This is a genomic window from Allobosea sp. GW822-FHT03F07 (genome assembly GCF_058801345.1).
Window position 1 is genome coordinate 573,918 of the sequence record NZ_JBXAND010000001.1, and the last position, 12,924, is coordinate 586,841.

At 66.9% G+C, this 12,924-nt stretch carries 12 protein-coding genes; 7 read left to right on the top strand and 5 right to left on the bottom strand.

All coding sequences use genetic code 11. The features are described 5' to 3' along the window. Positions 1-57 precede the first annotated feature (57 nt). On the bottom strand, positions 58-924 hold the full coding sequence (locus tag AC1RMY_RS02740) for a MurR/RpiR family transcriptional regulator (protein ID WP_492862403.1): 867 nt from the start codon (positions 922-924) through the stop codon (positions 58-60). A 215-nt stretch (positions 925-1,139) separates the two neighbouring features. On the opposite strand from AC1RMY_RS02740, the gene AC1RMY_RS02745 reads away from it, so the two are divergent. Next, complete coding sequence (locus AC1RMY_RS02745) at positions 1,140-1,886, top strand: aspartate/glutamate racemase family protein (protein WP_492862404.1); 747 nt, start codon at positions 1,140-1,142, stop codon at positions 1,884-1,886. A gap of 10 nt (positions 1,887-1,896) precedes the next feature. Here the strand turns inward: AC1RMY_RS02745 and AC1RMY_RS02750 are convergent, their stop codons facing one another. From AC1RMY_RS02750 to AC1RMY_RS02760, 3 genes are all read right to left on the bottom strand, one after another. After that, complete coding sequence (locus tag AC1RMY_RS02750) at positions 1,897-2,700, bottom strand: SDR family NAD(P)-dependent oxidoreductase (protein WP_492862405.1); 804 nt, start codon at positions 2,698-2,700, stop codon at positions 1,897-1,899. A 156-nt stretch (positions 2,701-2,856) separates the two neighbouring features. Continuing rightward, entirely contained in the window at positions 2,857-3,876 is a 1,020-nt protein-coding gene (locus tag AC1RMY_RS02755; protein WP_492862406.1) for a TRAP transporter substrate-binding protein, read from the bottom strand. Between the two features lie 95 nt (positions 3,877-3,971). Beyond that, positions 3,972-5,840, bottom strand: a complete 1,869-nt coding sequence (locus AC1RMY_RS02760; RefSeq protein WP_492862407.1) for a TRAP transporter large permease — start codon at positions 5,838-5,840, stop codon at positions 3,972-3,974. 340 nt (positions 5,841-6,180) lie between these two features. Here AC1RMY_RS02760 and AC1RMY_RS02765 point away from each other — a divergent pair, with 340 nt between their 5' ends. Genes AC1RMY_RS02765 through AC1RMY_RS02775 form a run of 3 tightly spaced genes read left to right on the top strand, consistent with a single transcriptional unit; the run spans position 6,181 to position 9,538 of the window. Next, positions 6,181-7,014, top strand: coding sequence for an IclR family transcriptional regulator (locus AC1RMY_RS02765; RefSeq protein ID WP_492863549.1), 834 nt, complete (start codon positions 6,181-6,183; stop codon positions 7,012-7,014). A 44-nt stretch (positions 7,015-7,058) separates the two neighbouring features. Continuing rightward, on the top strand, positions 7,059-8,699 hold the full coding sequence (locus AC1RMY_RS02770) for an acyl-CoA synthetase (protein WP_492862408.1): 1,641 nt from the start codon (positions 7,059-7,061) through the stop codon (positions 8,697-8,699). Beyond that, on the top strand, positions 8,696-9,538 hold the full coding sequence (locus AC1RMY_RS02775) for a PCC domain-containing protein (protein ID WP_492862409.1): 843 nt from the start codon (positions 8,696-8,698) through the stop codon (positions 9,536-9,538). Before AC1RMY_RS02770 ends, AC1RMY_RS02775 begins: the two co-directional genes overlap by 4 nt. An 18-nt stretch (positions 9,539-9,556) precedes the next feature. Here the strand turns inward: AC1RMY_RS02775 and AC1RMY_RS02780 are convergent, their stop codons facing one another. Further along, entirely contained in the window at positions 9,557-11,185 is a 1,629-nt protein-coding gene (locus AC1RMY_RS02780; protein WP_492862410.1) for an acyl-CoA synthetase, read from the bottom strand. Between the two features lie 140 nt (positions 11,186-11,325). Between AC1RMY_RS02780 and AC1RMY_RS02785 the strand changes: the two genes are divergently transcribed. From AC1RMY_RS02785 to AC1RMY_RS02795, 3 genes are read left to right on the top strand one after another with little or no spacing between them, the layout of a single operon-like run. Beyond that, the gene (locus tag AC1RMY_RS02785) at positions 11,326-11,586 is read left to right on the top strand and encodes an AbrB/MazE/SpoVT family DNA-binding domain-containing protein (protein WP_492862411.1); all 261 of its coding nucleotides are present in this window, start codon (positions 11,326-11,328) and stop codon (positions 11,584-11,586) included. Further along, positions 11,583-11,978 (top strand): type II toxin-antitoxin system death-on-curing family toxin, encoded by a 396-nt coding sequence (locus tag AC1RMY_RS02790; RefSeq protein WP_492862412.1) that lies wholly within the window; start codon positions 11,583-11,585, stop codon positions 11,976-11,978. Before AC1RMY_RS02785 ends, AC1RMY_RS02790 begins: the two co-directional genes overlap by 4 nt. 10 nt (positions 11,979-11,988) lie before the next feature. Then, a complete protein-coding gene (locus tag AC1RMY_RS02795; protein WP_492862414.1) occupies positions 11,989-12,885 on the top strand; it encodes a beta-keto acid cleavage family enzyme in 897 nt (298 codons plus the stop codon). Positions 12,886-12,924: the final 39 nt, after the last annotated feature.

Here is a 12,924-nt window from a genome sequence, read left to right on the forward strand (position 1 = left end):
AACAGTCAATTCGGAACGTATGTTCCTGATTGCTCTATTCCGTCCAGCAAGAAGCGGCTAAGCCTTGCGGCGATCCTTGCCGGGCTTGCGGTCGCGCCTCGCTTCGCCGATGCCGACGGCCAGCGCCATCGACAGGGCCATCGTCGCCGACAGCGTGCGGAAGCCGCCGAAATCGGCTTCGGCGACCTCGAACCAGATCGTCGCGAACTGGACCAGCGGCGAAAAGGCGCTGTCGGTGATGGCGATGACGGGCACGCCACGCTCGGAGAGCAGGCGGGCCTCGTCGACCGTCTCTGCCGCATAGGGCGAGAAGCTGACAGCGAGCGCGATGTCTCGCTTGCCGGCGAAGGAGAGGATCTCGGGGCTCAGGCCCGCCGCCGATTCGACGAGCTGGTAGCGCACGCCGAGCTTGCCGAGCGCATAGGCCATGTAGCTCGCGACCGGATAGGAGCGGCGCCGCGCGAGAATGTAGACCGTTTCGGCGCCGGCGAGGGCCGCGATGGCGCGGTCGAGGGCTGCTTCGTCGAGGGAGCGCGCCATCAGGTCGAGCGAAGTGCCCGAGGCGGTCAGGAAGCCTTCGAGGATGCGGTGATTGGCGCCGTTGCCGCCGACATCGGCGCGCAGTGCGCTGAGGCGCTCCTCATAGCTCGAATTGCGCTCGCGCAGGCGCTCGCGGAACACCGTCTGCAGGCTCGTGAATCCGTCGAAGCCGAGATGCTGGGCGAAGCGCACCAGAGTCGAGGGTTGCACGCCAGCCGCGACCGCGATGCTGGCGGCGGTGCCGAAGGCGATCTCGTCGGGATTGTCGAGCGCATAGGCCGCGACCTGAGCGATGCGCTTCGGCAGCGACTGACGACGGCCGAGGATCAGCGCCCTCAGCCCGTCGAAATCGCGGGGGAGCCCGGGGGCCGTCCCGTCATCCATGCGAACGCCTCTGCATCAGTAACGCCTTTGCAGCGTTGGAACGATTCTCATCGTTCTGACAGTGCCGGCGAAATGGATCAAGTGTTCCATGTCTGGAATATCGCTGGCGGTTCCGCGGCATGGCTGGTCCTCCGGGGGCGGACATGGCACGCGGGGTGCAGGCGAGGTGCGCGGCGCATGCTCGCGCCATACGGCAGCGATACGGACGGTGACTGATGAAGATTCTGCTGCTCAACCCCAACACCAGCGAGAGCCTGACTGCGCGCCTCGTCGATGCGGCCCAGCAGGTGGTGGCGACCGGAACGGGAATCGTGCCCGCGACGGCGCCGCGCGGCGTGCCCTACATTTCGACGCGGGCGGAGGCGCAGATTGGCGGCGCGATCGCGCTGGAAATGCTGGCCGAGCGGGCGGGGAGCTACGACGCCGCGGTGATCGCGGCCTTCGGCGATCCCGGGCTGTTCGCGGCGCGCGAATTGTTCGAGGTGCCGGTCGTCGGCATGGCCGAAGCCGCAATGCTGACCGCCTGCATGCTGGGGCGGCGCTTCGCCATCGTCACCTTCGCGACGGCACTCGGCCCTTGGTATCGGGAATGCGTCGAGATGCACGGCATGAGCGATCGCTGCGCCGGCATTCGCATGCTGGACGGCGCCTTCCGCTCGATCTCCGATGTGCAGGAGGAGAAGGAGGAGCTGCTGGTCGCACTCGCCAATGATGCCGTCGCGAGCACGCAGGCCGATGTCGTGATCCTCGCCGGTGCGCCGCTGGCGGGGCTGGCCGCCAAGGTGCGAGAGCGCATCCCGGTGCCGGTGATCGACCAGGTGCAGGCGGCGGTGAAGCAGGCCGAGACGCTGGCGCTGCTGCGCCCGCTCAAGGCGCGGGAAGGCAGCTTCCGGCGGCCGGGGGCGAAGGAGAGCGCGGGGCTGCCGGGCGCGCTGGCGGACTGGATCGCGCATCGGAGGTGAGGGTGAGCGCTCAGCCCATCGCCCCAACCGAGCAGGTCTGGCCGCCATCGACCGGCAGGCAGACGCCGGTGATGAACCTGGCCTCGTCGGAGGCGAGGAAGACCGCTGCATTGGCGATGTCCCAGGCCGTGCCCATCTTGCCCATCGGCACGAGCGCGTCGCGGGCGGCGACCATCTCCTCAGCCGAGGCGTATTGCCCGGAGATCTGCTTGTAGATCATCGGCGTGTCGATCAGGCCGGGCATGATGCAGTTCGCCCGGATGCCCTGCCTTGCATATTGCATGGCGAGCGCGACTGTCGCCTGGTTAACCGCGGCCTTCGTCGCGTAATAGGCGAAATAGGGATATCCGACCCAGCGGATCGCTGCGATCGATGAGATGTTGACGATCGCGCCGCCGCCTCCGCTCAGCATATGCGGGATGACGGCCTTGGAGCAGCGATAGACCGGGCCGAGATTGAGGTCGATCGCCGCCTTGAACTGCTCTTCGGAGAGTTCGACCGGCCCGCCCATATGGGTCACACCGACATTGTTGTGCAGGATGTTGATGCGGCCGAAGCGGGTCATCGTCGCCGCGACAGCCGCATCGATCGAAGCCTGCTGCGTGACGTCGGCGGCGAGTGCGATGGCGATGCCGCCTTCGCCGTTGATGAGTGCGGCGGTCTCGTCGGCGGCGGCCTGGCTGATGTCGATGCAGGCGATGCGGGCGCCCTCCCGGGCGAAGGCAACGGCCGCCGCCTTGCCATTGCCCCAGCCCGGGCCGGAGGAGCCGGCACCGAAGACGATGGCGATCTTGCCCTTGAGCCGGTCGGCCATGGCTAACTCTCTCTACGAATTCGTGGAAACGCGCCGTCATCCCGGGCGGAGCGAAGCGGAGATCCGGGATCCATGTCGGCACGGTTCAGGCATGGATCCCGGATCAGCGCCGCTTCGCGGCTCGTCCGGGATGACGGCGCGGGTGTTGGAACCGCGTCAGCTGAGCGAGCCGCCGACCGCCTTCTCCAGGATGCCCCAGGCCTCGTCGCCATACTTCTTCTTCCACTCGGCGTAGAAGCCGGCCTTGCGCAGGGCGTCGCGGAAGGGGTCGGCCTTGGTCTCGTTGATGACCATGCCCTTGGAGGCGAGGTCGCCCTGCAGCCCGGCATTGAGCTTGGCGACGTCGGCGCGCTCCAGTTCGGCGGCGGCGTTGAGGTTCCTGGCAACGATCGCGCGCAGATCCTCGGGCAGGCGCTCCCAGGCGCGGCGGTTGCCGAGAAACCAGAAGCCGTCCCACATGTGGTTGGTCAGCGAGAGGTACTTCTGCACCTCGAACAGCTTGGCGGTCGAGATGATCGCGAGCGGGTTCTCCTGGCCGTCGACGACCTTGGTCTGCAGGGCGGTGTAGACCTCGGCGAAGTTGATGCTCGCCGGCGAGGACTGGAAGGCGGTGAACATCGAGGTCCAGAGCGGCGAGACCGGCACGCGGATCTTGAAGCCCTTGAGGTCGTCAGGGGTGTTGATCGGCCCCTTCGAGGAAGTCATCTGGCGGAAGCCGTTGTCCCAGATCTTGTCCATGACGACGAGGTTGGCCTTGCCGATCTGGCCGCGGACGTAAGCTCCGAGTTCGCCGTCCATCGCCTTCCAGACAGCGTCGTAGTTCGGGAAGGCGAAGCCGATGCCCGAGACCGAAGCGTTTGGCACCAGCGTCGAGAGGATCAGCGGCGACAGCGTGAAGAACTCGACGCCGCCGGAGCGGACCTGACTCAGCATGTCGGTGTCGGAGCCGAGCTGGTTGTTTGGGAAGATCTGGATCGCAACGCGGCCATTGGTCTCGGCCTTGATCTTCTCGACCGCCTCATTGGCGCGCTGGTTCATCGGATGCGCGATGGGCAGGTTGTTGGCGTATTTGTAGGTGAATTCCGCAGTCTGCCCGAAGGCGCTGCCGATGTGGAAGCTGCCGATCGCGGAGGCGGCGGCTGTGCCCTGCAGCAGGGTGCGGCGTGAGATGGTCATGGTCGTTTCTCCCGGTAATGCGTTGTCTTTCGAGAATCTGCCCGGTCGTTGCCGGGAAGCAGGGGGCGATATGCTGTCGGCGTCGGGTTTCTCCGTCACAGCACCCAGGTCGAGATACCGGGCACGACGGCGATGATGACGAGCCCGGCGAGCAGGGCGACGAGATAGGGCCAGATCGCGCCCATCGCCTCGTCGGGCGAGACGTTGCCGATCTTGCAGGCGATATAGAAGCCGATGCCGATCGGCGGCGTCATCAGGCCGATGTTCATCGCGGTGACCACGACCATCGAGTAATGGACGTCGTTGATGCCGAGATTCTTGGCGATCGGGAACATCAGCGGCGCCATCAGCACGATCGCCGGCAGGCCCTCGAGGACGCAGCCGAGGATCATGAAGACGACGATGGTCACCGCCATGAAGGTGAGCCAGCCGCCTGGCAGGCCGGCCATGAAGGTGGCGAGGTCGCGGGCGAAGCCGGTCTGGGTCAGGGCCCAGGCCATGGCCAGCGCCGTGCCGAGGATCATCAGGATCGCGCCGGACAGGGCGGCCGTCTCGACGAACATCGCGTAGAACTTCCGCGGGCTGATGCCGCCATAGAGCACCATGCCGATGATCAGCGCGTAGAGCACCGCGATGGTCGAGACCTCGGTCGCGGTGGCGATGCCCCCGCCGACGGCACCGCGGATGATGAAGGGCAGCACCAGCGCCGGGCCGGCGATCAGCGCGGTCTTGCCGATGACGGCGAAGGAGACGCGGCGCACGCCCTTGAGGTCCTCGTGGCGCGCCTTCCAGCGGGCGAGGATGGCGAGCGCCAGCAGCAACACCATGGCGATGGCGAAGCCGGAGTTGAACAGGCCCGCGATCGAGACGCCGGCGACCGAGCCCAGCACGATCAGCACGATCGAGGGCGGCACCGTGTCGGCCATGGCCGCGCCGGTCGAGAGCAGCGCAATCAGCTCCTTGGGCTGGTAGCCGCGGCGCTTCATCTCGGGGAAGAGCGCGGGTGCGACCGTCGCCATGTCCGAGACCTTCGAGCCCGAGATGCCGGAGACGAGGAAGAGCGAGCCGAGCAGCACATAGGACATGCCGGCACGGATATGGCCGAGCATCGAGGCGAGGAAGTCGACGATCGCCTTGCCCATGCCGGTGGCGTCGAGAATACAGCCGAGCAGCACGAAGATCGGCACCGAGAGCAGGATGATGCTCGACATGCCTTCGTCCATGCGGCCGACCATGACGATCATCGGCACGCTGGTCGAGAACATCAGGAAGCAGAGCGTGCCCATGCCGAAGCAGAAGGCGATCGGCACGCCGGCAACCAGGCAAAGCGCGACGACGCCGAGCAGGAAGATCAGGATGTTGCCGTAGCCCAGGCCCTTGAAGGTCGGGGTCAGCAGCCAGAAGGCCACACCGATGGCGACGACGAGCGCCGTCGCCAGCATGAGGTCGCGCAGAGTCGAGGTCCGCACCGCATGGCGCAGGGCCAGCAGCGTCATCAGGATGATGCCGGTGGCGATGGCCGAGACGCGCCAGCTATTGGGAATGTTGAGCGCGGCGGAGGTGACGAAGCTTTCCTCGATCGCATAGTCGATCGCCGGATAGACCATCGCCAGCAGGAAGGCCGCGACCACCAGCAGCGCGAAGGTGTTGGCGAAGCCGCGCAGGCGCTCCGGCATCATGCCGACGAAGAGCGTCAGCCGCAGATGCTCGTTGCGGTCGATCGCGATGGCCGAGCCCAGCATGGCGAGCCAGAGGAAGGAGATCGAGGCGACCTCGTCGATCCAAACCACCGGCAGCGAGAACACATAGCGCGAGGTCACGCCGAGCAGCAGCACGCCGATGATCAGCGCGACGAGCCCGGCCGCGATCATCTCGACCGGCCGCATGATGGGAGAACCCGGGCGAACATCGTCCAGGTCGGCGAGATCCTCGGGCAGTGCGATCCTGTCGGCGACGTCGACCATGTGCCGGCTCAGCCGCGAGCGCTGATGCAGGGCGTGGCGACGACGGCGTCAGCCAGCGGCGAAATGGCGGCGGGCACGCAGCCGGCGCCCTTGCGGGTTGCCTGCATCGGCATCGGTTTGTCCTCCCATGCGCGTCGATCTTGTTGGCTTGTCTGGCAGCCGTCGACACGGTCCATACTGTGATCGAAGTCACATCAGGTTGGCGCGGAGATTACACGACGGGCACCGCATTGCAATCCGGAATGGAGCGATCTAGTGTCATTCGACAAGAATAAGGTCCATATCGTGGACCAGGCTTGAGGAAGCCAAGGTGGCACAGTTCAACGAAGCGCGCACCGGCATGTCCGGTTCGCAGAGCGTCGACCGCGCTCTGCGGCTGCTCGCGCTGATCGGCCGCGAGCCGGCCGGCGGGCTTCCGCTGACGGAGATCGTGGCGGGCAGCGGGCTCAACAAGCCGACGGCGCGCCGGCTCCTGCTGGCGCTGATGCGCGCCGGACTCGTCGAGCAGGAGCCGCAGACGCGGCATTACTGCCTCGGCGAGGAGGCCTTCGTGCTCGGCGTGCTGGCGGCGCGCCGGCATGGGCTGCTCGAACTGGCGATGGAGAGCCTGAGACGGCTCTCGGCCGTGACGATGGATACGAGCTTCCTCTCGATCCGGCGCGAGAACTATTCGGTCTGCCTGCATCGCGAGGAGGGCACCTATCCGGTGCGGACGCATGCGCTGCAGGCCGGGCTGCAGCATCCGCTCGGCGTCGGGGCGGGCTCGCTCGCCATGCTGGCGGCGCTGCCGGACGATGATGTGGACCGGATCATCGAGGCCAATGCGCCGGTCCTGCTGACGCATTATCCGGGCTTTGCGCCGGAGCTGATCCGGGGCGATCTGGCGCTGGCGCGGGAGCGTGGCTTCGCGGTCAATCCGGGTCGGCTGGTCGCGAGTTCCTGGGGCATCGGCGCCGCCTTCCGCTATCCGGACGGGCGCGTCGCCGGGGCGCTCAGCCTCGCCGCGATCGACAGCCGCATGCAGCCGGACCGGCAGGAGGAACTCGGCCGCCATCTCGCGCTGGAAGTCGCCCGGATGGAACGCCGGCTGGCCGAGATGTTCGTGTCCGGGCGCAAGACGGCGAGCCGCGCCGGACGGCCCGCGGCCGCGCCGATTGAGGCGAGACGCGCGTGATGCTGCGCTTACCTAAAGACCATATCGATATGGGAGTGCCTTGAATGGCCGCATTGACGTCTTCCACCGCGCCCGCCGGCGGCGTCGTTCCGATGACGCGGCGGGTGATGAATCTCGGCCATATCGCCGCGCAGAATGCCCGGCGGCTTGCCGATCACCCGGCTTTCATCTGGGGCGATCTGACACTGAGCTGGGCTGATCTCGACGCGCAGGTGTCGGCGCTGGCGGCGGGCCTGCGGGCGCGCGGCATCGGCAAGGGCGACCGCATCCTGGTCCATTCCAAGAACTGCGACGCGATGTTCGTCTCGATGTTCGCGGCCTTCCGGGTCGGCGCCGTCTGGGTGCCGACGAATTTCCGGCTGCTGCCGGACGAAGTCGCCTATCTCTCGACCTCGTCGGGGGCCAAGGCCTTCCTCTGCCATGGCGACTTTCCCGACCATGCGGCGGCTGTGGCGAAGGCTGCGCCCGCACCGGATTTCACCTGGCGGATCGGCCCCGCCAGCTTCGGCGAGGACGAGGTCGGTGCGGTGATTGCGCGCCATCGCGGCGAGCGCGTCGTCGACGTCGCGGTCGAGCATGACGACCCGTGCTGGTTCTTCTTCACTTCGGGAACGACCGGGCGTTCCAAGGCCGCGGTGCTGACCCATGGCCAGATGGGCTTCGTCATCACAAACCATCTCTGCGACCTCGTGCCGGGCACGACCGAAGCGGATTCCTCGCTGGTGGTGGCGCCGCTGTCGCATGGCGCGGGCGTGCATCAGCTGATGCTCGCGGCGCACGGCGCGACGACGATCCTGCTGCCGACCGAGCGCTTCGACATCGACGAGGCCTATCGGCTGATCGCGCGCCACCGCGTCACCAGCCTGTTCACGGTGCCGACGATCCTGAAGATGCTGGTCGAGCATCCGGCGGTCGACAGCCATGATCATTCCAGCCTGCGCTATGTCATCTATGCCGGTGCGCCGATGTATCGCGAGGACCAGAAACGGGCGCTCGCCAAGCTCGGCAAGGTGCTGGTTCAGTATTTCGGGCTGGGCGAGGTCACCGGCAACATCACCGTGCTGCCGACTTATCTGCACGAGGAACAGGATGGGCCGGATGCACGCGTGGGAAGCTGCGGCTTCCCCCGCACCGGCATGCAGGTCCAGATCCAGGACGATGAAGGCCGCGAGGTCGAGCCGGGTGTGCAGGGCGAGATCTGTGTCATCGGGCCCGCCGTCTTCGCCGGCTATTACGACAACCCTGAAGCCAATGCGAAGTCGTTCCGCAATGGCTGGTTCCGCACTGGCGATCTCGGCCATATGGACGGGCAGGGTTTCGTCTACATCACCGGCCGCGCCTCGGACATGTACATCTCCGGCGGCTCGAACATCTATCCGCGCGAGATCGAAGAGAAGATCCTGACCCATCCGGCGATCGCGGAGGTCGCGGTGCTCGGCCTGCCCGACCCGGTCTGGGGCGAGATCGGCGTCGCGGTCTGCGTCTGCCGCGGCGGCGAGCGCCCGAGCGAGGCCGAGATCGCGGGCTTCCTCTCCGAGAAGATCGCCCGCTACAAGATGCCGAAGCGCTTCTTCTTCTGGGATGCGCTGCCGAAATCCGGCTATGGCAAGGTGCCCAAACGCCTCGTCCGCGACGAGCTGGAAGCGCGCGGCGAGCTCGAATGGCTCAAGGGGAAGGCCTCGTGAGGCGGATCGAACAGCCTGGCCGCAGCACGCCCGAGCGCATCCAGTGGGCGGAATGCCACGGCCTGCGTTTCCCGATGACGCTGGAGGCGGGGCTGCCGCTGCTGGAAGCCGTGCGGCGCGGATTCGCGGCCGCCGGTTTCACCTCCGGCGTGGCGAAGCTCGACGGCCTCGCGCTTGCGCCCTTCGCCTATGTGATGCCGGCGCTGTCGCAGACGCCGGAGCACGCGGCCTTCTACAGCGAGACCTTCAGGCCGGCCGGCGTCGCCCGGATCGAGACCGGCGCGATGACCTTCGGCCAGCGCGACGGCGCGCCGTTCTTCCATGCCCATGCGCTCTGGCTGGAAGGCGACGGCAAGCGCAGCGGCGGCCATATCCTGCCCGACGAGACGGTGTTGGCCGAGACGGTCAGGCTGCCGGCCGTCGGGCTCGACGGTGCCGCCTTCGTCGCCGAGCCGGACAGCGAGACGAATTTCAAACTCTTCGGCCCGCGCACGGCAGATCTGCTCGGCGCGACGCGCGAGGGGCGCTTCTTCGCGCTCAGGGTCAAGCCGAATGTCGATTTCTGCGGCGCGCTGGAGCGGTTCTGCGCCGAGCGCGGGATCGCGCGGGCGACGATCCATGGCGGAGTCGGGTCGACGATCGAGGCGCGGTTCGAGGACGGCAGCAGCGTGCAGAATTTCGCGACTGAGGTCGCGATCACGGCGGGGCGGATCGCCGATGGCGAGGCCGAGATCGATGTCGCGCTGGTCGATTTCACCGGGGCGATGGCGAGCGGGAGGCTCCTGCGCGGCGACAACCCCGTGCTGATGACCTTCGAGTTGGTGCTGGAGGTGCAGTGACTTCCCCGCGCCCCTCCTTCAACCCTCCCGCTTCCGCGCCGCCTCCATCTCCCGCAGATTCTTGCGCTGGATCTTGCCCGTTGCCGTCATCGGCAGTTCCGTCACGAACTCGATCATGCGCGGATACTGGTAGGCGGCGAGACGGTCACGGACGAAGGCCTGGATCTCGGCCGCCAGCGCAGCGGATGTCTCGATGCCCGGCTTCGGCAGGATGAAGGCCTTGACGATTTCGGTGCGCACCGGGTCGGGCACGCCGACGACCGCGACCATCAGCACGGCCGGATGGCGGATGATGCAATCCTCGATGTCGCCGGGGCCGATGCGGTAGGAGCCCGAGGAGATGATGTCGTCGTCGCGGCCCTGGAACCAGAAATAACCGTCCTCATCGCGAGTGCCGGTGTCGCCGGTGAGGAGCCAGTCGCCTGCGAACTTTGCGGCGGTGGCTTCGGGCTGGCGCCAGTATTCCAGCATCATCACGGGATCGGGCCTGGAGACAGCGATCAGCCCGGCCTCGCCGGCCGGCAGCTTCTCGCCCTCGGGCGAGACCACCGCGACGCGGTGGCCGGGCACGGCGCGGCCCATCGAGCCCGGCCTGATCGGAAACAGGCTCTCGCAATTGGCGACCAGCAGATTGGCCTCGGTCTGGCCGTAGAACTCGTTGACGGCGAAACCGAAGGTGTCGCGGCTCCAGTCGAGCATGTCGGCGCCGAGCGTCTCGCCGCCGCTGCCGATCGAGCGCATGGCGTATCCGAAGCGGCGCGGGTCACGGACCTGGCGCATCAGCTTCAGCGCAGTGGGTGGCAGGAAGGCATTGCGGACCTTGTGCCGCGCCATCAGGTCGAAGGCGGCCTCGGGATCGAATTTGCGGGCGCGCGAGGCGAGCACCGGAATGCCGCAACAGAGGCTCGGCAACAGCACATCGAGCAGCCCGCCGATCCAGGCCCAGTCGGCGGGTGTCCAGAACAGGTCGCCGGGTTGGGGGAAGAAAGATTGCGGCACCTGCACGCCGGGCAGATGCCCGAGCAGGACGCGATGGGCATGGAGCGCGCCCTTGGGCTTTCCGGTGGTGCCGGAGGTGTAGATGATCAGCGCCGGATCGTCGGCCCTCGTATCGACGGGTGTGAAGTCGTCCGAGGCCGTTGCCATCTCGGTTGCGAGGTCGAGATGACCGCCTGCGCCGTCGATGACGAAGATGCGCCTGAGATCGGGCAGGGCGTCGCGGATCGCCTCGATCTTGGGGAGGTTTTCGGCGTCGGTGATCAGGGCTGCCGCTCCGCTGTGCTGGAGCCGGTGCTCCAGCGCCTCGGGGCCGAACTGGATGAACAGCGGCAGCGCTATGCCGCCCAGCTTGTAAACGGCGAGATGCGCCATCGCCGTTTCCGGCCGTTGCGGCAGCAGGATGCCGACGCGCTCGCCCGGGCCGATACCACGGCCGCGCAGCATGTTGGCGATGCGGTTGCTGGCTCGTTTCAGGTCATCGAAGCTCAGTGTCGCGACGCCGGTTGCCTCGTCCTCGTAGACCAGCGCCGGCTTGCAGCCGCCGTCGGCATGACGGTCGCAGGCAGCGACGCCGATGTTGAAGCGCTCGGGGATGGTCCAGCGGAAGCGGTCGAAGGTTGCGCCATAGGTCGCGTGGCGTTCGAGCATCTGCTTCCTCATCTATGAACCGGTATGATCAGCCGTATCACGAAATGGATCGGCAACGACGGACGCATGTCCATTGGTCTTCATGGCGATCGTCTCACCGGTGTGTTATACGATATGTATAACACGGTTGGAGATGTGCCATGAAAGAGATCACCAAGCCGGAAACCGAGACTGCCGCCGTCCTGCAGCTTCGCAAAATTGGAAACTCGGTCGGTCTCATCCTGCCGAAGGAATTGCTCGCGCAGCTTGGCTTTGCCGAAGGCGACAGACTTGAGTTCGTACGGCAGCCTGAGGGGGGAATCAAACTCCAGCGCCATGACGATCTGCATGCTCGGGGCATGGCCATCGCCCGGAAGTCCTTCAAGAAATATGCGGCCACCTATCGCGAACTCGCCAAGTGAGCGAGCCGTTCTGGGTAGGCATCGAGCTTGCGCGAGGCATCCATGAGGAGCAACTCGCCATCTTCGGAGGACCGGCGGGCATCCGCGATCGGGCCCTGCTCGAATCGGCCCTGGGACGGGCCCCGAACAAATTTGCCTATGGCGAGACGGACCTCGCGGCGCTGGCTGCGGCCTATGCCTTCGGCGTTGCGCGCAACCATCCATTCGTCGACGGCAACAAGCGCGCGGCATTCGGCTGCATGATCGTTTTTCTCGGTCTCAACGGCATTGATTTCGATGTCGAGCCAGCCATGGCCGCCGCCGCCATCCTCGCGCTCGCCGCGGGCGAGGTCGACGAGGACGGGCTGACGCGCTGGATCCGCGACAACTGGCCGAAGGATGCGCCGGCATGAGGCTCTTGCGATGACCACGCCGATCTGGATCGAGGCTGCGATCAATGGCCCCTGGGGCAAGGAGCGCCAGCGCGGGATTCCGATCACGATTCCCGACATCGTCGCGGACGGCATCGCCGTGGTCGAGGCGGGGGCGGCGATCGTGCATCTGCATGTCTATGACGTCGAGACCGGGCGTCAGCGCGACGACTGGGAACTCTATGCGCAGGCGATCGAGGGCATCCGGACGAAGGTCGACGCCATCGTCTATCCGACGATCCCCATCCTCGGGTCGGCTTATGCCGGCGACATGATCGGTTCCGGGCGCTACACCCATCTGGAGGAGTTGGCGAAGCGCGGCCTCGTCGAATGGGGCGTGCTCGATCCCGGCTCCTGCAACTGGACGACCTTCGCGGGCATCCCCTCGGGCGAGGCGGGCTTCATCTACCAGAATCCCGGCGAGCATATCCGCGAGGGCATGGAGGTGGCGCAGCGCCATCAGGTCCATCCGAGCTATGCGATCTACGAGCCAGGTTTCACCCGGCTCGGCGCCGCGCTGGCCAAGGCCTATCCCGGCATGCCCAGCCCGATCTACCGGTTGATGTTCTCTGATGCCTTCGCCTGGGGCTTTCCGCCGCGCGACTGGGCGCTCGACGCGCATCTGAAATTGCTGGCGGAGGATGCGCCGGACGCGCCGGTTATGATCGCGGGGCTCGGCGTCGATCTGACCGGGCTGGTGCCGGCGGCGGTCGCGCGCGGCGTGCATGTCCGCGCCGGGCTCGAGGATGCGCCCTTCGGGGCGACGCAGACGAACGTCGCGCTGGTCAGCGAGACGGTGCGGCAAGTCGAGGCGGCGGGTGGCCGAGCTGCGAGCGCGGCCGAGGTCAGGGCGGATCTGGCGCAGCGGGAAGCAAGGCGCCGGACGTAGCGTCACCCCGAGCATTCGTGCCAGACTGGTTTGCCGGCA